19 protein-coding genes are annotated in these 21558 nt (G+C 65.4%); 12 read left to right on the forward strand and 7 right to left on the reverse strand.

Annotated elements, in window-relative coordinates:
• Positions 1 to 2: 2 nt before the first annotated feature.
• The 3 genes from ACVMIH_RS29905 to ACVMIH_RS29915 are packed head-to-tail and all read left to right on the forward strand — an operon-like array spanning position 3 to position 3705.
• Complete coding sequence (locus ACVMIH_RS29905) at positions 3 to 1358, forward strand: FAD-binding protein (RefSeq protein WP_456864352.1); 1356 nt, start codon at positions 3 to 5, stop codon at positions 1356 to 1358.
• Positions 1358 to 2104 (forward strand): SDR family oxidoreductase, encoded by a 747-nt coding sequence (locus tag ACVMIH_RS29910; RefSeq protein ID WP_057020153.1) that lies wholly within the window; start codon positions 1358 to 1360, stop codon positions 2102 to 2104. The genes ACVMIH_RS29905 and ACVMIH_RS29910 overlap by 1 nt, the downstream gene beginning before the upstream one ends.
• A complete protein-coding gene (locus ACVMIH_RS29915) occupies positions 2104 to 3705 on the forward strand; it encodes a hypothetical protein (protein WP_456864354.1) in 1602 nt (533 codons plus the stop codon). Before ACVMIH_RS29910 ends, ACVMIH_RS29915 begins: the two co-directional genes overlap by 1 nt.
• 36 nt (positions 3706 to 3741) lie before the next feature.
• Here the strand turns inward: ACVMIH_RS29915 and ACVMIH_RS29920 are convergent, their stop codons facing one another.
• Complete coding sequence (locus ACVMIH_RS29920; protein WP_456864356.1) at positions 3742 to 4995, reverse strand: glycosyltransferase family 87 protein; 1254 nt, start codon at positions 4993 to 4995, stop codon at positions 3742 to 3744.
• A 291-nt stretch (positions 4996 to 5286) separates the two neighbouring features.
• On the opposite strand from ACVMIH_RS29920, the gene ACVMIH_RS29925 reads away from it, so the two are divergent.
• Positions 5287 to 6060, forward strand: a complete 774-nt coding sequence (locus ACVMIH_RS29925) for a tetratricopeptide repeat protein (RefSeq protein ID WP_283805980.1) — start codon at positions 5287 to 5289, stop codon at positions 6058 to 6060.
• A gap of 370 nt (positions 6061 to 6430) precedes the next feature.
• Here the strand turns inward: ACVMIH_RS29925 and ACVMIH_RS29930 are convergent, their stop codons facing one another.
• Complete coding sequence (locus ACVMIH_RS29930; protein ID WP_028336241.1) at positions 6431 to 7144, reverse strand: hypothetical protein; 714 nt, start codon at positions 7142 to 7144, stop codon at positions 6431 to 6433.
• A gap of 317 nt (positions 7145 to 7461) precedes the next feature.
• Here ACVMIH_RS29930 and ACVMIH_RS29935 point away from each other — a divergent pair, with 317 nt between their 5' ends.
• Entirely contained in the window at positions 7462 to 9000 is a 1539-nt protein-coding gene (locus tag ACVMIH_RS29935) for an aspartate ammonia-lyase (RefSeq protein ID WP_082654006.1), read from the forward strand.
• Positions 9001 to 9274: 274 nt separating this feature from the next.
• Here the strand turns inward: ACVMIH_RS29935 and ACVMIH_RS29940 are convergent, their stop codons facing one another.
• Positions 9275 to 11110: a di-heme-cytochrome C peroxidase gene (locus ACVMIH_RS29940; protein ID WP_456864358.1), complete on the reverse strand. Its 1836-nt coding sequence runs from the start codon at positions 11108 to 11110 to the stop codon at positions 9275 to 9277.
• 249 nt (positions 11111 to 11359) lie between these two features.
• On the opposite strand from ACVMIH_RS29940, the gene ACVMIH_RS29945 reads away from it, so the two are divergent.
• The gene (locus tag ACVMIH_RS29945) at positions 11360 to 12040 is read left to right on the forward strand and encodes an alpha/beta hydrolase family protein (protein WP_057020149.1); all 681 of its coding nucleotides are present in this window, start codon (positions 11360 to 11362) and stop codon (positions 12038 to 12040) included.
• A 158-nt stretch (positions 12041 to 12198) separates the two neighbouring features.
• On the forward strand, positions 12199 to 12933 hold the full coding sequence (locus tag ACVMIH_RS29950; RefSeq protein ID WP_456864360.1) for an aspartate/glutamate racemase family protein: 735 nt from the start codon (positions 12199 to 12201) through the stop codon (positions 12931 to 12933).
• A gap of 98 nt (positions 12934 to 13031) precedes the next feature.
• Here the strand turns inward: ACVMIH_RS29950 and ACVMIH_RS29955 are convergent, their stop codons facing one another.
• Both ACVMIH_RS29955 and ACVMIH_RS29960 read right to left on the reverse strand, forming a co-directional pair.
• Positions 13032 to 13811 carry an SDR family oxidoreductase gene (locus ACVMIH_RS29955; RefSeq protein ID WP_168859383.1) on the reverse strand — a complete coding sequence of 260 codons (780 nt, stop codon included), beginning with the start codon at positions 13809 to 13811 and terminating at the stop codon, positions 13032 to 13034.
• A gap of 40 nt (positions 13812 to 13851) precedes the next feature.
• Positions 13852 to 14826 carry a ketopantoate reductase family protein gene (locus tag ACVMIH_RS29960; RefSeq protein WP_456864362.1) on the reverse strand — a complete coding sequence of 325 codons (975 nt, stop codon included), beginning with the start codon at positions 14824 to 14826 and terminating at the stop codon, positions 13852 to 13854.
• A gap of 179 nt (positions 14827 to 15005) precedes the next feature.
• On the opposite strand from ACVMIH_RS29960, the gene ACVMIH_RS29965 reads away from it, so the two are divergent.
• On the forward strand, positions 15006 to 15803 hold the full coding sequence (locus ACVMIH_RS29965; RefSeq protein WP_456864364.1) for an enoyl-CoA hydratase-related protein: 798 nt from the start codon (positions 15006 to 15008) through the stop codon (positions 15801 to 15803).
• Between the two features lie 2 nt (positions 15804 to 15805).
• Here ACVMIH_RS29965 and ACVMIH_RS29970 read toward each other — a convergent pair whose 3' ends face one another.
• Both ACVMIH_RS29970 and ACVMIH_RS29975 read right to left on the reverse strand, forming a co-directional pair.
• A complete protein-coding gene (locus tag ACVMIH_RS29970; protein WP_456864366.1) occupies positions 15806 to 16069 on the reverse strand; it encodes a hypothetical protein in 264 nt (87 codons plus the stop codon).
• 62 nt (positions 16070 to 16131) lie between these two features.
• Positions 16132 to 17016, reverse strand: a complete 885-nt coding sequence (locus ACVMIH_RS29975) for a LysR family transcriptional regulator (protein WP_456864368.1) — start codon at positions 17014 to 17016, stop codon at positions 16132 to 16134.
• A gap of 114 nt (positions 17017 to 17130) precedes the next feature.
• Here ACVMIH_RS29975 and ACVMIH_RS29980 point away from each other — a divergent pair, with 114 nt between their 5' ends.
• The 4 genes from ACVMIH_RS29980 to ACVMIH_RS29995 all read left to right on the forward strand — a co-directional run bounded on the left by ACVMIH_RS29980 (position 17131) and on the right by ACVMIH_RS29995 (position 21357).
• Positions 17131 to 18486, forward strand: coding sequence for an FAD-dependent oxidoreductase (locus tag ACVMIH_RS29980; protein ID WP_456866582.1), 1356 nt, complete (start codon positions 17131 to 17133; stop codon positions 18484 to 18486).
• Positions 18487 to 18600: 114 nt separating this feature from the next.
• Positions 18601 to 19605: an ABC transporter substrate-binding protein gene (locus ACVMIH_RS29985; protein ID WP_456864370.1), complete on the forward strand. Its 1005-nt coding sequence runs from the start codon at positions 18601 to 18603 to the stop codon at positions 19603 to 19605.
• 158 nt (positions 19606 to 19763) lie between these two features.
• The gene (locus tag ACVMIH_RS29990; RefSeq protein WP_076832758.1) at positions 19764 to 20537 is read left to right on the forward strand and encodes an ABC transporter ATP-binding protein; all 774 of its coding nucleotides are present in this window, start codon (positions 19764 to 19766) and stop codon (positions 20535 to 20537) included.
• Positions 20530 to 21357, forward strand: a complete 828-nt coding sequence (locus ACVMIH_RS29995) for an ABC transporter permease (protein WP_456866584.1) — start codon at positions 20530 to 20532, stop codon at positions 21355 to 21357. Before ACVMIH_RS29990 ends, ACVMIH_RS29995 begins: the two co-directional genes overlap by 8 nt.
• The last annotated feature ends 201 nt before the right edge of the window (positions 21358 to 21558 follow it).

The raw sequence follows: 21558 nt of genomic DNA on the forward strand, positions 1-21558 counted from the left end.
TGATGTCGACCTCCAGTCCGGGCGGCATTGGCCTGTCCGGCTGGGGCAACTATCCCAGGGCGTCGTCCGAACTGCTGGCGCCGCAGACGCCCGCAGGCGCGCGGGACCACCTGCTTGCGCGGTCCGGCGTCGTCGCGCGCGGGGCCGGGCGGGCCTACGGCGATGCCGCGATCGGAACGCAATCCACGATTTCGTCGCGCGGCCTGAACCGGATGCGGAGCTTTGATGCCGCAACCGCGCGATTGACGGTCGAATCCGGCGTGACCATCGCCGACATCCTTGCCGTTTTCGAGCCGCGCGGCTTCTTCCTTAAGGTCGTGCCCGGCACGAAATTCGTGACGGTCGGCGGCGCGATCGCGGCCGACGTTCACGGCAAGAACCATCATCGCGATGGCGGCTTCGGCAACATCGTCGATTCGTTCCGCCTCGCGCTGCCTGGCGGCGAGATCGTCACCTGCTCGCGATCGGAAAACGCCGCGCTGTTCGCGGCGACACTGGGAGGCATGGGGCTGACGGGCATGATCCTCGACGCGACGCTGCAACTGCTGCCGATCGAGACCGCCTGGCTGCGTCAGGACACCCGCGTCGCCGGCAATCTCGACGCGGCGATCGATCAGCTGGAAAGCAGCGCATCGACCACCTATTCGGTGGCCTGGATCGACTGCCTCGCGCGCGGGGCATCGCTCGGACGCTCGCTCGTCTATCTTGCCGAGCACGCCACGCGGCGCGACAGGGATATGCTGGAACCCGGCCTCGAAGCGTTTCCCAAGCTTCGCGCGTCGCGGCTCGCGGTCCCGGAGCTGTTTCCGGGATGGCTGCTCAATCGCGCATCGATGCGGGCGTTCAACGAGCTGTACTTCCGCCGCGGCGCCGCGCATCCGGGCAAGCCACGGCTGGTCCATTGGGACCCGTATTTCTTTCCGCTCGATGCGATCGCCGACTGGAACAGGATCTACGGCTGGCGCGGCTTCGTGCAATATCAATGCGTGATCCCGGCTAGCCGCGCGCGCCGCGTTCTCGCCGAAATTCTCGATCGTGTGTCGCGGCGCGGCGATGCGTCGTTTCTCGCGGTGCTCAAGCAGCTCGGCGAAGGCAGCGGGCCGATGTCGTTTCCGCTCCGCGGCTACACGCTGACGATGGACTTTCCGGTCACCGACGCGCTGTTCGGGTTTCTTGACCAGCTCGACGCGCTGGTGGTCGATGCCGGCGGCCGGCTCTATCTCGCCAAGGATGCGCGGCAGTCCCGCGCGACATTCGAATCCGGATATCCCGGCCTTGCGGCCTTGCGCGACATCCGCCAGCAGATCGGGGCGAACAGTCGCCTCGTGTCCCATCTTTCAGCACGGCTTGGAATTTGATGACCGGCACAAAATCAATTCTGGTGATTGGCGGCAGTTCGGACATCGGGCACGCGACCGCGCTGCGCTATGCGAGGGACGGATGGCGCGTGATGCTCGCCGCCCGCGATATCGCCGCGGCACAGCGCAATGCGGACGACATCAAGACGCGAAGCGGTACCGAAATCTCGGTTGTCGCGCTCGACGTGCTGCAGACCGGGCAGCTTGCCGGCTTCGTCGCCGGTCTTTCCCCACTTCCCGACACCGTCGTATGCGTTGTCGGGGAGCTCGGCGATCAGCAGCGTGCCGAGACCGATCCCGAGCTTGCGACGAAGATCATGCGCACCAATTTCGAGGCGCCCAGCCTGCTGCTCGAACTGTTCGCGCAAGCCTTCGCGACGCGCGGCTCGGGAACCATCGTCGGCGTGAGCTCGGTCGCCGGCGATCGCGGGCGGGCCTCGAACTATTATTACGGCGCGGCCAAGGCCGGCTTCTCGCAATTCCTGTCCGGCTTGCGCAATCGCCTGGCGCTTGCGGGCAAGGTCCGTGTCGTCACCGTCAAGCCGGGATTCGTGCGGACCAGGATGACGGCGCATATGAAGCTGCCGGCTCCCCTGACGGTGCAGCCGGATCGGGTCGCGGAGGATATCTTCCGGGCCGATGTGACCAGGCCGCGTGACGTGATCTATGTGGCGCGCCGCTTCCGGCTGGTGATGGCGATCATCTGCGCGCTGCCGGAGACGATCTTCAAACGGATGCGTATCTGATGCCGGGCGTCGCCGCCAACCACGCGTCGTTCCCGCGATCCAGCGCGATCCGGCAGAGCGTCCCGCTTGTGACGGCATCGCTGTGGCTCATGCTGTTCGCGGCGACGCTGACCTTCAGCGTCACGCTCTGCGACGGCCGGCTGATCTTCACCCTCGACGATCCCTACATCCACCTCGCCGTCGCCGATCACATCCGGTCGGGCGGCTACGGCGTCAATGCGTCCGAGGTCTCGTCGCCAAGCTCATCGATCATCTGGCCCTATCTGCTGGCTGTGACGGAGATGCTGCATCTTGGCGCATTCGGTCCGCTCCTGATCAATGCCGCGGCCGCGGCAGCGACCGTCGTGGCTTTCCTGCGCATCCTTGAATCGGCTGAACTGCTCGACCCCGGCCGGGAGAAGCCGCTGCTGCTTTTCGTCGCGTTGCTCGCCATTTTTTCGTCAAGCGCGATCGCCCTGCCGATGACCGGCATGGAGCACAGCCTTCACGTTTGGGCCACGGTCGCGACCTTTGGCGGCCTGACCGAAGCCGCGCGCGGACGGCCGCCGACCGCCATGCACTTCGCGGCGCTGGTGCTGCTGCCGTTGATTCGCTTCGAGGGAATCGCGTTCGCCATCGCGGCGATGACGGGGTTTGCCCTGCTCGGCCAGCGCCGTTTTGCGGCCGCGGCCGCTGCCGTCACGCTCTGCGCTTTCGCCGCGTATTTCGCGCGAATGGCCTCGCTCGGGCTCCCGCTGTTGCCGAGTTCGGTATTGCTCAAATCACGCATCGCCGAATCCGGCTATGAAGGGACCGGCGTGTTCGCCTCCATCCTCCGAAATCTCGGCGACAGCTTCGCTGATCCCGCCGGCTTCAGGCTGATGCTGCTCGGTCTTGCGTTCGCCGCCGTGATGGCGCTGCTCCGCTCCGACCGCGGCGCCCTGATCGTCTGTGCGACGGTGCTCGCCGCGATCGCTGCGCATCTCGGCTTTGGCCAATATGGCTGGTTCCACCGGTATGAGGTTTACATCGTTGCGCTTGCGGTGCTGGCGCTGCTCTACGCGGTTGCACGCGCGCGAGCGGTCTTGAGCGTCCCGCAATGGACCGCCGCGACGCTCGCCAGCGTCGGGCTTGCCGGTTTTGCCAGCGTGGGCTATGTCAGCGCCGCTCTGGAGACGCCGTTTGCCTCGCGCGGCGTCTACGAGCAGCATTATCAGTTGGGGCGCTTTGCCCAGCAGCTCTACCGGCGGCCGGTTGCCGTGAACGATCTTGGGCTCGTTGCCTGGGGAAATGCGAACTTCGTCCTGGATCTGTGGGGGCTCGGTTCGGAGCGCGTGCGCAAGGCGAAGCGCGCCGGCCGCTACGGCCCGGCCGAGATGGCCGCGCTCGCCGACGAGTATCATGTCGGCGTCGCCATGATCTACGACAGCTGGTTTGCGCAGGGCGTGCCGGCGAGCTGGAGGAAGGTCGCGATCCTGCACACGATTCCGGTGACCGGCGCGCGCGGTGAGGTAAGCTTCTACGTCACGCCGGCCGCGGAGCCGGAGCTCGTCGCCGGCGCGCTGAAGGCCTTCGCGTCGACCCTGCCGGCGCGCGATCGTCTCGAAATGGTGGCGCCGTAAGCGTTGCGTGATCGCGGGCGGCGTCGCGCCGGGTGCTCAATTCCTCGCAAGCGGCCCCTGCGCCGGAACGGGAGAGCCGCTGCTTGATTCGCGCAGCAGCAGGATTGCGACGATCAGCGTGATCAGCGCGGCGATCCCGAAGCCTCCGATCGAAAGCACGTCGACCCAATGGACGTCCGTGCGCGGCGTGTTGTTATGGACCGTGTGCATGTAGCCGAAGGCTCCGATCGGTATCGGCGCGGCATAGATGATCGCACGTTCCCACTCGCGGGCCTTGGCCTGAAGCGCCGGCAACAGCAGCGCCATTCCGACACTGAAGATCAGGAAGTCATAATCATACGCATAGGGGCTGATGCAGACCGATGCGATCGCGGTCAGGCCGAGACTCTCGCGCGCGGGCATCTTGCGGTAGACCGCGACCAGCACGATGCCGAGCGCAAGGACAGCGACCACGCCCTGGCCGATAAACGCTGCCGATGCGGAGAACCCCGTGGTTCGCAGCGCGGCATAGGTCGAGACCATTCGATACAGCGGATAGTAGGCTTCCCGCAGGAATACCGACGAATCATGCACGCTCTGCAGCATCACGGTCCAGATCTGCATGCCGAACAGCACGGTGCAGATCGCCGAGCTGATCAGCACGACGGCGCCGGCCGTCATCACGACGATCCACGAGCGCCGCAGGATGGCATAGAGTGCGAAGGCAACGGCGAAATGCGGCTTGATGATCATGAGACCAAGGGCCACGCCCGCGAGCATCGGCCGCTCTTCGAAGTACAGGCACACCAGCCCGATCAGTGCGGCGGTAAGGAAGCTGTTCTGGCCGCATGCCAGCGTGACCCCGATCGTCGGAAAGCAAACGATCAGCACGAGTACGAACCGGTTTCCGGCAAGACGCCGCAGCACGGCGAGATAAAGAGCCAGCGTCGAGGCCATGAACAACAGATAGGCCATCCCGAACGGGACCAGCGCGAACGGAGCCAGCAGCAGGTTGAATTGCGGCGGGTAGGTCCACGGCATGAAGCCGTCGTGCCCGCCCGACGCCTGCTTCTCGATGATGGCGAGCTTCGCGAATTGATAGGCCTGGTCGAGGTCGCCGAGCCACACCAGCTTTGCGGTGATGTAGAAGGCGGCGAAGTCGACCAGTTCGCGGCCGTGCCCCAGCCCCAGCTGGGAGAACCACACAACCTTGAACAGGAGGGCGGCGACCAGCATCACGAGGATTCCGCGCGTGTAGTTGGTGCGCTTCGAGTCCGTCGACTGAATTGTTTCGAGCGTTGTTGCGAGCATCAGGCCGGGCCCTGTTATGGCAACCCAAGCTAGATTGAATAGGTTAAGCAGTCGAAAAATTGCAGGGAGAGGGTGGATCCCCTGTGGCCTGACAGCCGCAGGGATGCATGAAATCGGTCGGTCGAGGCTGGAACCGGACGGTATCTCGGTGTCCGGATGCGACTTTCGCTGGACGCTCCGTCGGCGGCAGTGATAACCGCTGACAAGAACCATCTCACGACGGACCGCATGCCGAAACCGCCGCCTCCTTCCAATCGCGGGCCCAGCCCATCCCCGGTACTGCAACGCGCCGTGGTCGCATTGCAGATGGGACAGGTCGTCGAAGCCGAGCGGCTGGCGGCGGAGGTCTTGAAGGCAAACCGGACCGATGTCGGCGCGGCCTCGATCCTGGCACGGGCGCTGATGATCCAGAACCGCAACGAGGAAGCGATCGCACCGCTCGAGCGAGCCGTACGCCGCGTCGAGGATCCCGGCCTCGAGACCCTGCTTGGCGCAGCGCTCGGCGGCGCTGGTCGCGGCAGCGAGGCGATCGATGTGCTGCGGCGAACCACCGCGCGGCGGCCGCCGTACCTGCCCGCATTCCAGGCGCTGGCAGGGCAATTGCACTCGGCCGGTCGCATCGACGAGGCGGTTGCCGTCATCGAGAGCGCGCTCGTTCTCGCGCCGGAGAGCCTCGAGTTTCAGCTGCTGCTGGCGCAGCTGCTGCCCCAGCGCAATGAGCGTGGCCGGGCGCGCGAGATTCTGGAGAAGCTGCGCAATGCGGCGCCGGGACATCCCGATGTTCTGGCCGCGCTCGCGCGTGTGCTGCTGCTCGATGGCGAATATGCTGCCGCGGCGGATCTCTACCGCCAGGTGGTGGCGCAGCGCCCCGACGACCCGCTGACGCGTCTCAGCTTCTCCGCCAGTCTTCTGGAAATGGGCGACCGCGCGGCCGGCGAGGCCAATCTGCGTCTCGCGTTGCGCGGCCGGCCGCAAATGATCGGCCGCACGACCGCCGCGCTGATCATGTCATCGCACGGCCGCTTCTTCTTCCGTCGCAGCGCCTTTGCGGAATTTCTGAGCTAGGGCGTTTTCGAGCGAAGCGGACACCGGCTCGCGCTAACGCGTCAAAACTAGAATCTAGAGCGGCAGGGATAAGCCGCGGCCTCTGCGCTCAAGCACAAGCGCCTCTGGAATGCTGGATCGCCCGCATCCGGGTGAAGACACCGAACTGGCTCAGGATCGCGCCCCATAGTCGGTGTCGTCCTGGCGAAAGCCAGGACCCATTACCCCAAATCTCAATTGTTAAGCGCTACCGGGCCGCGATCCCGCTCATCACCGAAGACGGTGGCTAAGGGTCCTGGCTTTCGCCAGGACGACGGCGGTGGATGCCGAGCCTCCCATCGGGTAGTTCGCAATGACGGAGGAGGCCGCAGCGGAGCTTCGCGGGCCCGCTCTACGTCCGAAACTGCCGCCGATAGAGTCCGGACTCGCGGGCCATCCTGTTGGTCAGTTCCTGGGCGCGCGATGTTTCATCCGGCGTCATCGCGGCGGTCTGCGCGACCCAGTTTTCGCGCTTCACCGGGAAGCACTGCGCAACCGGCGTGCCCTTGGGCAATACGCCGTTGAAACTGGTGTCGTGCCAGCGTGCCGGGAAATGAACCCAGCTGTCGTGAAACAGATCGCAATCGACCATGCCGGTCAGCGTGGTGAACGGCAGGTCGAACCGGTTGACCGGATGCGTGAAGAACAGCGAGTAGCCGGGCGGCGCCTCGATGGTCCACAGATTGACGAACTTGATGACGAAGCGGTCGGGCTCGAACAGCGGCGAGCCGACCACCTGGCTTTCGTCGTGGAAGCCGACCGGCGAGCGCGGGAATTCGAGCGCGCCGCCGGCGGGAAGGTCGTTGTCCCAGGTGATCGCGCCATTCTCGACCTTGAGATCGCAGATCAGCGGCAAAAGGAAACCCGATGTCATCGCATCGACGAATGGCGGGCAGCGCTTGACGGTATCCTCTTCGCGATTGCTCATCGTATTGAAGGCCTGCGTCGGCATCGCCTTGAGCCATCCGGGAAGCCCCAACGACGCAGGCATCGGCGGCGGAATCTTGCCCTCGAGCTCCGCGGGGCAGCGGAATTTGATGGTGATCGCTTCGTTATTGTTGGACACGGCTTTGGTCCTTGGTTCGTTCAGTGTCGGCGGCGCCCTTGCGCCAGTCGATGCTCGTCTAGCACGCGACGACGGGGCGGAGAAAGCAGCCGCATCGGTCGCGAAGCGAGCCGCGATATCGAGCTATAAGTTGTTGTTATCATGACGGATAAGGCAAAGTCCTTAATCTCACGGTTCGGCGCGCGCCAATGCCGGTTTTCCGCGTCTTGCCGCTCACCGGTGTGCAAGACTCTGCCGATAGGCATTGGCTTTCGACGCCCGCCGGGCGCATCATGGCGTCGCTGACGACACGATCTGCGTGAGGTAACGGAGGTACCATGGCCGAATCGAAGGTTGAGACCGCCAACGCTGCAGCTGCCGCGTCCCCCTCCGGCGAGAGCGGCAGCGGCCCCAGCCAGCTCGCGGTCGCGACCGTCCGCACCGTGCCGATCGAGCAGGCGCAGTCCCGCACCGAGCATGATCTGCTCGGCGAGGACGACGTCCCGGCCAATGCGCTGTGGGGCATTCACACCAAGCGCGCGGTGATGAACTTTCCGATCACCGGCGTGCCGGTCGGGCACTTCCCGGAATTCGTCCGCGCGCTGGCGCTGGTGAAGCAGGCTGCCGCGCGCGCCAACAAGCGGCTCGGCTATCTCGCACCGGAGAAGGCGGATGCGATCGAAGCGGCCTGCACCCAGATTGCGACCGACAAGGTCTATGCCGAATCCTTCGTCGTCGACGCGATCCAGGGCGGCGCCGGCACGTCGACCAACATGAACGCCAATGAGGTGATCGCCAACGTCGCGCTGCGGCTGATGGGGCGCAAGCCGGGTGACTATCACGCGCTGCATCCGAACGACGACGTCAACATGGCGCAGTCGACCAACGACGCCTATCCGACCGCGCTGCGGCTCGCGGTGATTTTCGCCACCCAGCCGCTGGTGCGCGCGCTGGACGATCTCGCCTACTCGCTCAAAGGCAAGGCGGTGGAGTTCGCCGACGTGTTGAAGATGGGGCGCACCCAGCTTCAGGATGCGGTGCCGATGACGCTCGGCCAGGAATTCGATGCCTTCCACGTGACCGTGAAGGAGGATGTCGCGCGCCTGAACGAGATTTCCGCGCTGTTCCGCGAGGTCAATCTCGGCGCCACCGCGATCGGCACCGGCATCAATGCCGATCCGCGCTATGCGGCGCTCGCGGTCGAGGAATTGTCGCGGCTGTCCGGCCAGCCGATGGTGCTTGCCTCCAACCTGATCGAGGCGACGTCCGATCTCGGCGCCTTCGTCCTGTTCTCCGGCGTGCTCAAGCGCGTTGCGGTCAAGCTGTCCAAGATCTGCAACGACCTGCGGCTGCTGTCGTCGGGGCCGCGCACCGGCATCGGCGAAATCCGCCTGCCCGCCGTGCAGGCCGGCTCGTCGATCATGCCCGGCAAGGTCAATCCTGTCATTCCCGAAGTGGTCAACCAGGTGGCTTTCCTGGTGATCGGGCACGACCTCACGGTCACGATGTGCGCCGAAGGCGGCCAGTTGCAACTCAACGCGTTCGAGCCGACCATCGGCTATTGCGTCTTGAGTTCGCTGCGCATGCTGACGGCGGCGGTCGATACGCTGACCAAGCGCTGTGTCGACGGCATCGAGGCCGATCGCGAGCGTTGCCGCAGCCTGGTGCAGGGCTCGATCGGCCTGATCACGGCGCTGGCGCCGTCGCTCGGCTACGAAGCCTCATCGCGCGTGGCGCGCCGTGCGCTCAAGGAGAACCGCTCGGTCGCCGACATCGTGCTGGAGGAAAAACTGCTGACCGAAGCGCAGCTCAACCAGCTCCTCGAGCTCGAGGCCATGACCCGCCCGGCGCGCCGGCAGCCGGTGCCGAGGAGTTGAAGGACAGCCGCTGCATCGGCAGTCGGCTCCCTCTCCCGCTTGCGGGTAGGGCAATCGCATATGACCTTCAGCGGCTACGGAGGTAACTCGGCCTCGTGGTTCGAGACGCGCCGCAAGCGGCGCTCCTCACCATGAGTGCCGCAAAACAAGACCCGTCATCCTGAGGAGCCGCGCAGCGGCGTCTCGAAGGATGGCCGCGAGGACGCTGCCCGACAGATTTTTCTATATGCGATTCCCCCGCAAGCGGGAGAGGGGGCGCAGTCCCTTCGGGGGCCTACAGCGTCTTGATGAACTCGATCAGGGCGCGGCGTTCGTCTTCCTTCAGCTCCGGCCCGATCACGCCGGTGCGCTTCTCGTTGGAGAATTCGTGTCCGGAATTGCTGTTGCCGCGCTTGGTGGTGTCGAGCATGAAGGCGTTCTTGATCTTGTCCTTCCAGACGTAGCCGAGATCCTTCGGATCATACTCCCGGCTGCCGAGATAGAAGGTTGCGGGACGATCCTTCACCGGCGACAGCAGTGCGTAGATGGTCGGGACCGAGCCGTTGTGCAGATAGGGCGGGGTCGCCCAGATGCCGTTGAGCGGCCGGACCTTGTAGGCGAGCGGCGCCTGGATCTCGTTCGGCCGGTAGCCGTTGATGCGCTTGCGATCTTCCGGCGGGGTCTTGTTCTGGTCGTACCAATAGTCGACGGTCTTCTCGACGAGATCGCCGAGCGCCGGACCGAAACTGCTGTCCTTGATGTTCAGATTGGCCGGCGTCTCGACGGTGCGGTGCGCGAGGCCCTCGGCCTGCGCGCTGTCGGTGCCGATATGGCTGATCGGAATCATCTCGACATCGAGCAGCGGCTGGCCGGCCTCGTTCCTGGTCCAGCGCTTCTTGTCCTTGAACAGCGCAAAGGCTTCGCTCGCCGGCAGCGCCTTGCTGTCGATCGCCGGGCCGTGACAGCCCTGGCAATGCGCCTTGTAGAGCTCGCCGCCCTTCTTCGCGAGATCCATGTTGATCGGCAGCAGGATGTTCTCCGGCCATTTCGGCGACGCCAGTCCGCCAAAACCCCTGTCCTCGCTGGGCGGCTCGCCGGCGATCATCCGCTCCATCTCGTGCAGCACGTCGATCCGCGCGCTCGATTTGTAAAGCCCCTTGGACTCGTCGAGTAGGTTGAGCTCGGCGCTGACGCCGAGCGCCTCGCCGGCGTTGCGCACCATCGGCTGCATGATCGAGCCGTCATATTGCACCCAGCTGAACCACGGTGCGTTCCAGATCCGCGGGAAATGCACCGGCGCCGAATGCGAGGCGTAGTTGTTCGGGTTGTTCAGGTCGATCGAGAACACCTGGTTGCCGATCCGGTTCAGCGCGTCGAGCCGCGCATAGCCTTCCTCGACGCTGTTGGCGGCGACCTTGTTCTCCAGCGAATTGATGTTGGCGTATTGCTTCAGCACGAGGTCGAGCTGGCCGCGCAGCGCCATGCGCTCGTCGAGGCTGGCATCCTTGCCGAGGATCTCGTCGGCAAAGCGCGAGAAGCGCCCCGGCCAGAACCGCGTCAGCAGCAGCGAGACGCCGACGCTCTTCTGGAATTCGAACAGATTGGTGTTGGCCGGCCCACCGTCGATCACGATCTCGGTGCCGCGATAGCAGAAGCTGCCGGTGTGGCAGGCGGCGCAGGTCAGGCCGACGCCGGTCATATCCGCCTTGCTGTGCGGATTGCGCCACGGCGCGCCGTTGGCATCGGCCATCGGGCCGCCCTGCGAAAAGCCGATCGGCAGCGCATCGGGTTTGCCCGGAATCACCGTGTCGGGAATAAAGCCGAAGCGGCCGAGATAATTGGTCTCGCTAAGTCGCGGCGCCGCGGTGAACAGCGGCCAGACCGTCGGCTGCTCCAGCGCCATGAACCATTCATGGGGAATGCCGAAGGTCCGTGTGCCCTGGTCGGCGTGATAGAACCAGCGCAGCCGCTCCGCGCTGACATTCTGATCCAGCCACACCGTCTTTGCCGGCGGCTGGTAGTCGACGACCTTGACGCGGAAGCCGCTCGCCACCGTCTCGATATCGTCCTTGAAATAGAGCACGCCGGCGACAATCAACAGTCCGATGACGAATATCGTCTTGCGAGGCATGCCCCGTTCCCCCAATTCGCGGTATCCGCGCGTGATATGGATGAGATGTTAAAATTCGCCGAAAAACGAGTTCGCGTTAAGCGTGTGATGCGGTGTGCGCCATCCTACAGTGGCGGCGCTTGGTCTAACAACGGAAATGTTGATTGGCTGTGAGCCAGTTCACTTGCGGCGTTCCCTCCGCGGCGGCATTTGCGCGCATCGAGGCCTGCGGCTAGAAACAACGGCGCAACAATTCTTCGAGATGTCATCTTGAACACGTCAGGCGTGCAGCCGCTCACGATCACGGTCTCGGACGACAGCACGGTGTCCGCGCTGCTGCTGCGGCCGGCGCAGGCCCGTAGCGCCTATGTGTTTGCCCATGGCGCCGGCGCCGGCATGACGCATCCCTCGATGGTCGCGATTGCGGAGGGCCTGGCGGAGCGCGGCATCGCGACATTGCGCTATCAGTTTCCCTACATGGAGAAGGGCAGCAAGCGGCCCGATCCGCCCGCCGTCGCGCAGGCAACGGTGCGTGCCGCCGTGGCGGAAGCTGCGCGTCATTGCGGCGAACTGCCGCTGTTCGCCGGCGGCAAGTCGTTCGGCGGACGCATGACCTCGCAGGCACAGGCCAAGGCGCCGCTCGCCGGCGTGCGCGGGCTGCTGTTTCTCGGCTTTCCGCTGCATCCCGCCGGCAAGCCGTCGAGCGAGCGGGCCAGGCATCTCGCCGAGGTCAAGGTCCCGATGCTGTTCCTGCAGGGCACCCGCGACGCGCTGGCCGAGCTCGACCTGCTCGAGCCCGTGGTGAAGGGGTTGGGTCATCGCGCGACGCTGCATCCGGTGCAGGAGGCCGACCACTCCTTCCATGTCCTCAAGCGCTCCGGCCGCAACGACCGCGAGGTGATGGCCGACGTGCTCGATGCCTTCGCGGGCTGGGTGGCGAAGCATGCATAGGTGTGTAGCCCGGATGAGCGAAGCGACATCCGGGGTCTGCATGCCGCGGGCGAGATCGGTCCCGGATATCGCGGAGCCTGTCATCGGGCGCGCGTTCGCGCGACCCGTTGGCTCATCCGGGCTACGCTTGGCCGCGAAAGGGATGTTATTCTCCACCCATGACAAAGATCCTGATCGTCAATCCCAACACCACCGCGTCGATGACCGCGACCATCGCGACCGCCGCGCGGGCGGTGGCCGCACCGGGCACCGAGATCGTCGCCGTCACGTCTGCGATGGGACCGGCCTCGATCGAAGGCTTCTATGACGAGGCCTTCGCCGTTCCCGGGCTGATCGAGGCGTTGCTGAAGACGCCCGATGCCGACGCCGGCATCATCGCCTGCTTCGACGATACCGGGCTCGATGCCGCGCGGTCGGCGGCCCGCTATCCGGTGGTCGGCATCTGCGAGGCGGCGCTGGTCACCGCCGGGCAGATCGCCAAGCGCATCGGCATCGTCACCACGCTGCCGCGCTCGATCGTCCCGCTGGAGGAACTGGTCCGCCGCTACGGCTTTGCCGACCGCGCGGTGGTTACTGCCTGCGATGTCGCGGTGCTCGATCTCGAGATGCCGGGCTCGGGCGCGAGGCCGAAGCTGAAGGCCGAGATCGCCCGCGCGCTGGACAAGGGCGCGGACGCCATCGTGCTCGGCTGCGCCGGCATGGCTGATCTTGCCCATGAGCTGTCGGTGAAATTCGGCGTGCCCGTGGTCGACGGCGTGGCCGCCGCGGTGAAGCAGGCGGAAGCGCTTGCCGGCCTCAAGCTGACGACGTCGCGCCGCGGTGCCTATGCCTCACCTGGGGCGAAGAGATACACGGGTTTGCTCGAAGGATTCGCGCCGGCTCCAGAAGACTAAGCTTCGTCATTGCGAGCGAAGCGAAGCAATCCATGGCGCCGCATGCCGAGAATGGATTGCTTCGTCGCTGTCGCTCCTCGCAATGACGGATGAAGTTTTTATGACGCCACCCCGCCATAGATCCGGTCGCGCAGGCGGCGCATACCGGACAGCCAGCGCTCGCGATTGGTGGCCTTGCGCTGCATGTATTCCTGCACCTGCGGATGCGACAGAATCAGGAAACGTTCTTCCGCCATCGCCTCGATCACCATGCGCGCCACCTCGCCCGGCTGCAGCACGCCGTCGACGCGCGCGGCACTCGGACCCGGCGTCGTCATGCCCGTCTGCACCGATTGCGGACAGAGCACGGAGACGCGGATGCCGCGATCGCCATACTGGATGGCGAGATGCTCGGCGAGCGCGACCGCGGCATTCTTGGTCACGCCGTAAGGCATCGAGTTCAGCGAGGCTAATAGCCCCGCGGCGGATGCGGTGTTGATGAGATAGCCGGAGCCGCGCGCGAGCATGCCGGGCACCAGCGCGCGCGCCGCGTACACGTGGCTCATCACATGCACGCGCCAACTCACGTCCCAGTCGGCATCGGACGCGGTCTCTTGTCCCTTGCGCGAGAGCCCGGCATTGGAGAAGAACACGTCGACCGGACCATATTTGTCCTCGGCGGCGGCGATCAACACCTTGATGTCCTCCTCGAGCCCGACATCGGCGGTAACGGCAAGACCGTCGATATCGCCGGCGACGCTCGCGAGCCGATCGCGCGAGGTCTTGAGATCGGCGACCACGACGCCGCGAGCACCGGCGTCCGCATAGGCCCGCGCCACCGACTCGCCGATCCCGCTCGCGCCGCCGGTGACGACGCAGACCTTGTCCTTGACTTGCATGGTTCGATGTCCCTGCTTGTTATCGTGGTGGGTCGGATTGTCAGCCCTGATACAGGCCCTTGTCACGCGCCTTCTGGATCGCGAGCGCGGCCATCAGGTCGAGCATCGGGGTCGAAATGGCGGCCGCGCGGGCGAATGCCGCCGGTGCGCGCACCAGCGCGTCGATCTCCATGGCGCGCCCGAGTTCGTAGTCCTGCAGGATCGACGGCTTGTGGTCCGGCGCCGGCCCTGAGCGGGTGATACGCTTGACCTCGGGAATATAGTGTGTCGCCACCGCATTGGCCTCGTCGAGCAGGCGCGGGATCACGTCCTGCATGTCAGGATCGTCGCGGACGCCGCGCGCAGTCAGCCCGGTCAACAGGCAGAGCACCGACATCGACATGTTGGTCAACAGCTTCGACCAGATCGTCTCGCGGATCTGCTTGACCTCGGGCGATTCGACCGCGGCGTCGTTGAGCGCCGCGCGCAGGCGGGCGATGCGCTCGCTCTGCCGATCGTCGCATTCACCGATCAAGAGGCGGTTGCGGTCCGGCGACAGGTTCGCGACGACACCCGGCGCGACCACCTCGTTGGAGGAAAAGATCACGCCGCCAATGATCCGCTGCTTCGGGACGGCGCTGCGCAAATGCCCGCCGGGATCGAGGAAGCCGAGATCGGGGATCGCGGGATGCTGTGGCGGCAGGCCGAGATCGTACCACCAGGGAATGCCGTTCTGCGCGAACACGATTGATGTGTCGCGCTGAAGCAGCGGCGGGAGCCCGGTTGCGAGCGCGCCGATGCCGGTCGCCTTCAGTGTGCTGATGACGATGTCTTGCGGTCCCAAATCGGCAGGATCGGCTGAGGCCTTCACCTTCGCGGTGATGCTGGTGTCGCCGACCTTCAGCGTCAGTCCGTTGGTCCTGACCGCGTCGAGATGTGGCCCGCGCATCACGCAGGCCACATCATGGCCGGCACGTGCGAGCCGGATCGCGAAGTGGCTGCCGACGGCGCCCGCGCCGAAAATGCAAATACGCATGAGTGGAACAATTCTCCGCAACGTGCCCGGTCAGTTTCCACAAGCGCGGGGCATCGCGCAACCCGTCATGCGCGTGGCGCGGTCGCGCGCGCTCGAAAGTGATGGATCAAGGCATCCGCTCTCGCCATAGTGCAAGGCCAGTACAAGATAACAGCAATGCCGAACGAGGGAGCAACGTCATGTCGGCCAGCCCAGTCCTGTGGAGCCTCGATGCGCGGGGTGTCGCGACCGTCACGCTGAATCGTCCCGAGGTCAACAATGCCTATGACGGCGCGCTGATTGCAGGCGTGCTGGCCGCGATCGACGATCTCTCGACCAGGCCGGTGCGCGTCGTCGTACTGAAGGGCAACGGCAAGCATTTCCAGGCCGGCGCCGACCTGAAATGGATCAACGGCGTGCGGCCGAAATCGTTCGAGGAGAACGAGGCGGCGTCGCGCGCCACCTTCGAGGCGGTGCAGCGTCTCAACACGCTGCCGGTCCCGACCGTCGCGCTGGTGCAGGGCGGCTGCTTCGGCGGCGGCACCGGCGTGATCTCGGCCTGCGATATCGTGATCGCGGCCGACAATGCGCTGTTCTCGATCACCGAGGTGCGCTGGGGCCTGACCGCGGCGATCATCATCCCGCAGCTCTGCGACGCGATCGGCGTCCGCCAGGTGCGCCGCTATGCGCTGACCGGCGAACGGTTCGGCGCCGAGGATGCCCGCCGCATCGGCCTCGTCCATGAGGTGGTGCCGCTGGCCGATCTCGACGGCGCCGGCGCCAAGGTCGTCGAGCAGCTGCTCGGCAACGCGCCGGACGCTATGGCCGAGACCAAGAAGCTCGCGATGGAAAGCTCGTTCGGCGGCATGGCGGTGGACGACGCGGCCTACAAACGCCTCGTTCATCTGCACTCGGCCAAGCGGCAGACCGCGGAAGCTGCCGAAGGCCTTGCATCGTTCGCCGAGAAGCGCGCCGGCCGGTGGGGTAGCGGCGCGTAAGCTCAGCAGCCGCGGCAGATGCCGTGCATGCTGCGATAGACCTCCTCGTCGTCACGGCGCATCTGCTGCAGCTGATCAAACGTCTTCGATTCGCTCGACCGCGTCACCGGCGGCTCGGGCTTGCGCTTCGCCGCAAGTTCCTGCTCTTGCCGATGGTAGCAGGCCTCGCGCTCCGCCTTGGCCTCAATGAAGCGGCAGGTCTCGATCGCGGCCGCGGGCCCAGCGACGATGATGAGACCAAACGACATTGAGATCAGGAGTTTCAAGCGGGCGATCCTTTCGCGTCCTTGTCTCAGGTCGGCATGCCAACGGCAACGCCGGCGTCGCATCACAGCGGCTGCGACAGCGATTTCTTCAATGTCTTCAGCAGCGCCTGCACCGCGGCGGCATCGATGCGGCGCTCGGGAACGGCGGCCTTGACCCACAATTCCGGAATAGGAAAGTCGGTGAGTACCGGCTGCAACGCGCCGTCGCGCAGCGCGTCCGCGACCAGATAATGCGAGAGCAGCGCAATGCCGTTGCCGGCGATCGCGCTTTGCGTCAGCACGCGGCCTTCGTTCGAAGAGAGAATCGGGCGGACCTGGATATTGATGCGGCCGCGCGGTCCCTCGAACGGCCATTCCGGTCCGGTCGGCAGGAAGCTGAGGCAGCGATGATCGACCAGGTCGCGCGGATGCTTCGGTATGCCGTGCTTCTTCAGATAGGCCGGTGAGGCGCACACGAGGCGCGGCAGCCGGCACAAGGGCTCGTCGACCACGCCGCCGAAGGAATGCGGGAAGGCGCCGATCGCGATATCAAAACCTTCGGTCACCGGATCGACCGGACGATCGATCATCACGATCTCGAGCTTCACGCTTGTGTTCTGCTTCTGGAAGATCGTGAAGGCATCGGCGAGCCGCGCCACCGTCAGCGAAGTCGGCGCCTTGACGCGCAGATGATCGGAGAGGTCGCGCTGCTTCTCGCCCATCCGCGACAAGAGATCGCCGACATCGGCAACCACGCCACGGGCGCGATGCACATATTGCTGCCCGGCCTCGGTCAGCCGCAACTGGCGGGTCGAGCGGTGGAACAGCGCGGTGCCGATCCGCTCCTCGAGTTGGGTGACGCGTTTGGCGACGACGGATGTCGCGACGTTGAGCTTGCGCGCCGCGGCGGAAAAGCCGCCGGCATCGGCGGTGGCAAGGAAGGCTTCGAGATTGACCAGCGTATCCATCTGCCTTGCTCGTCTTTCTCGATTCGCGAAAGCTGATTACATAATTTGGTAGATTGTACTGCAATCTGCATCAATTCATAGTTGGCCCAATCAACTTTGTTCAGGGCGGAAATGATGCGAGCGAGCACGATCGAAGAACCTGCGCGGCAGGTCCCGATCTATGGCGAATATGACGTGGTGGTGCTTGGCGGCGGACCGGCCGGCATCGCGGCAGCGGTCGGCGCGGCACGTGCCGGACGGCGGACGCTCCTGATCGAGCGTTACGGATTTCTCGGCGGCATGGGCACCGCGGCCGGCGTGACCAACTTCTGCGGACTGCACGCCAACATCTTCGGCGAGATGCACCGCGTGGTGCAGGGCATCGCCTCCGACCTCCTGGCGCGGATTGACCGGCTCGGCGGGCTGAACGCGCCACATCTGATCCTCGGCAAGATCCTTGCGCAGGCCTACGACACCGCGGCCTACAAGATCGCGGCCGACGATCTGCTCGCACATCACAAGGTCGACATTCTGTTCCACGCGCTCGGCGCCGGCGTCGTCATGGATGGTTCGCATATCCGTGCGCTGATGGTGGAAACCAAGGCCGGCCGTCAGGCCGTGCGCGCCAGCATCTTCATCGATTGCTCCGGCGACGGCGATCTCGCGGTGTGGGCCGGTGCGCCCTATGAAGTCGGCGATAATGCCGGCGGCATGCTCTACCCCTCGATGATGTTCCGCCTCAACGGCATCGATCCAGCGAAGGCCGGCGATGCCTGGCGCACCATCCCGGCGCTGATGGCTGAGGCCGCCGGCACCCACAGATTCCCGCGCAAGTCGGCGATCGTGCGGCCGCAGAAATCGCAGATCGAATGGCGGGTGAATTTCACCCAGGTGACGCGAAGCGACGGCGGCGCCATTTCCGGTATCGATCCTGACGACATGACGCGCGGCGAGATCGAGGGCCGCCGCCAGGCGGTCGAAGCGTTCAGGTTCCTGCGCACGGTGCCCGGCTTCGAGAATTCTTACATCGTCGATCTGCCGCCGCAGCTCGGCATCCGCGAGACGCGGCGCGTGATCGGCGGCTACATGCTGTCAGGCGAGGACGTGCTGGGCTGCGCCTCGTTCGAGGATTCGATCGGCGTCAATGGTTGGCCGAAGGAATCCCATGTGCCGGGTGATGTGATCTTCGAGTTTCCGCCGATCCCGGAGAGCCGCGGCTATAACGAGTTGCCGTACCGCATGCTGGTACCGGAGGGCGTCGACAATCTCCTGGTCGCCGGCCGCTGCGCCTCGATGACCCATGAGGGGCAATCGGCGGCGCGCGTCTCCGGTGCCTGCTTTGTGATGGGCGAGGCGGCGGGAACCGCAGCCGCACTCGCGCTGTCGGGCAATACGATTCCGCGCGACATTTCCATCGAAAAGTTGCAACAACAGCTCGGCACACAGGGCGCGTTCATCGGCCGCGATCAGGCCGTGCCCGAAGGAATCTAGAGCGTTTTCAAGCGAAGTGGATACCGGTTCGCGTGAAGAAAACGCGTCAAAACAGGAATCTGGAGCCCCGTTCCGATTTAATCGGGACGGAAGCGGCTCCAGGCGGAGGACGGAATGAAGGGTTGGGCGCGGCTCGCAGTCGCGGGCATGCTGGTGTGGGCCGCGAGCGGCATCGCGCGGGCCGACGATCTCCTGAAGGCGAAGATCGGCGTCTTGCGGCTGTCGTCCTCGGCGCCGGTGTTCATCGTGCAGGACAAGGGCTATTTCCGCGACGCCGGGCTCGACGTCGAGCTGAAGTTCTTCGACGCGGCGCAGCCGATCGCGGTCGCGACCGCGTCGGGCGATGTCGATTTCGGCATCACCGCCGTCACCGCCGGCCTCTACAATCTCGCCGGCAAGGGCACGCTGAAGGTGATCGGCGGCATGAGCCGCGAGAAGGCCGGCTATCCCCTGATCGGCTACTTCGCCAGCAACAACGCCTATGCCGCCGGCCTCAAGACGCCGAAGGATCTGGCGGGCAAGCGCGTCGCGGTGACCCAGGTCGGCTCCAGCTTCCATTATTCGCTCGGCTTGCTCGCCGATAAATACGGCTTCAAGCTGTCCGACGTGAAGGTAGTGCCGCTGCAGTCGCTGTCGAACGCGGCCGCGGCGCTGAAGGGCGAAACTGTCGACGCCGCGCTGCTGCCGGTCTCGACCGCGCGGACGCTGATGGATTCCAACGGCGCGAAATTGCTCGGCTGGGTCGGCGACGAGACGCCGTGGCAGCTGGGGGCGATCTTCGCGTCGCCGAAGGCGCTGACCAACGCACCGCTGGTGACCAGGCTGCTCACCGCGCTCACCCGTGCCGACCACGAATATCACGACGTGATCCTGACTGCGATCAAGGACGGCGTGGCGCCGATCAACGACAAGACCAGGCCGCTGCTCGAGATCATCGCCAAATACACCAACCTGCCGGTCGCGCAGGTGGTCGGCAATTGCGCTTATATCGATCCCGACGGCAAGCTCGACGTGAAGAACCTCGACAACCAGATCAAATGGCTGCAGGGGCAGGGTTTCGTGGACAAGGGTTTCGATGCCAATGCGATCATCGCCAAGGATTACGTGAAGGCGGATTGATGTTAGACCGCAGACACCACTCTATCCCCGTCATCCTGAGGAGCCGCGAAGCGGCGTCTCGAAGGATCGACGGCCCCGATAGTGACCGGCCGTCCATCCTTCGAGACGCGCGCAAGTGCGCGCTCCTCAGGATGACGGGTCAAAGAGTGAGCCGGTAGATGGACCTGATCGCCGACCATATCAGCCATCGCTTCGGCGCGCTCGACGTTCTCGACGATGTCTCCTTCACGGTCCGCGCGGGCGAGATTGTTGCGATCGTCGGTCCGTCCGGCTGCGGCAAGAGCACGCTGCTGTCGATCCTCGGCGGCCTGCTGCGGCCGAGCAAAGGTGCCGCCGAGCTGCGCGGCGCGGCGCCGGCTGATAGCCTCAATCCGCTGACCTTCGTGTTCCAGGATTTTGCGCTGCTGCCGTGGAGCACGGTCGAGGACAACGTCGCGTTTCCGTTGTTGCATACGGGTTTGAGCGCCGGCGAGCGCAGCGCCGTGATCGACGATGCGCTGCGCCGCACCGGGCTGTCGGATTTCCGCAGCGCCTATCCGAAGCAACTGTCCGGCGGCATGCGCCAGCGCGTCGGCATTGCGCGGGCACTCGCGGTTCGCCCCGCGATCCTGCTGATGGACGAGCCGCTGTCGGCGCTGGATTCGCAGACCCGCGAGCTCCTGATGGAGGATTTCGTGCGCCTGCTCGCCGACGGCGCGATGGGCGCGGTCTATGTCACGCATAATCTCGAGGAAGCGGTGCGGCTCGCCGACCGCGTCGTGGTGCTGTCGCGCCGCCCTGGCCGGATCCGGGAAATCGTGACCATCCCGATGACGCGCGCCGAGCGCGGCACGACGGATGCGCGCGGGCCGATGGCCGCGCTACAGGGTGAGCTGTGGTCGTTGATCCGGAAGGAGGCGATCGATGCCGAGCGCGAGGTCCAGCATGCTTGACCGCGCGCCGCAGGAAGCGAAAGACCAGTCGGCGGAGGCGACGCGCCCGGTCGCGTTTCGCGGCGCCGGCTTCACGTCTGGCGGCAGCCGCCATGCCGGCTGGATCGCGCTCGCGCTCGTGATCGCGGTCTGGCAACTCGCCGGCAGCGCAGGCTGGGTCAATCCGCTGTTCCTGCCGGCGCCGTCGGCGATCGCGTTCGCGATCTATAAGCTCGCGATGTCGGGTGCGCTGTGGCAGCACTTGTCGTGGTCGATCATGCGGATCGGTACCGGCTGGATCATCGGCACGGCCGCCGGCGTCGTGGTCGGCTTCGCGATCGGGCTGTCGACGATGGCGCGCGGCGTCGGCATCACCTTCATCTCGGCGCTGTTTCCGATTCCGAAGATCGCGCTGCTGCCGTTGCTCATTCTATGGCTTGGGATCGGCGAGGAGCCGAAGATCGCGACCATTGCGCTTGGCGTGTTCTTCTCGACCGCGATCTCGGTCTATAGCGGCGTCGATGCGGTGCCGCGCAATCTGATCCGGATGGCGCAAAGCTTCAACGTGCCGTTCCACGCCATTGTCCGCCGCGTGATCTGGCCGGGCGCGCTGCCCTCGATCCTCGCCGGCTTCCGCATCACCGCGTCGGTGGCGCTCTTGCTCGTCGTCAGCGCCGAGATGATCGGCGCGCAATACGGCATCGGCGCCTTCGTGCTGCAGGCGGGCAATTTGATGCAGACCGATCAGCTGCTCGCCGGCGTCGTGATCCTGTCGCTGTTCGGGCTTGCGGTGGGGAAGCTGATCACTTTGCTCGAGACGCGGTTGCTGCACTGGCGGTAAGGGCGCGCTGCGGGCCACAACCCCCGCTGTCGTCCTTGCGAAAGCAGGGACCCATAACCAAGGGGCGTGGTTGTTAAAACAGGCTGGGGCCGCAGCTTCTTTAACCAACCGAGGGCGGTGGTTATCGGTCCCGGCTTTCGCCGGGACGACGAGACTTACGCGCTCCCCTGTCCCCGCGAAACGGGTCGCGCTTCGCTTGCC

The sequence above is a fragment of the Bradyrhizobium sp. USDA 4503 genome (assembly GCF_054055815.1).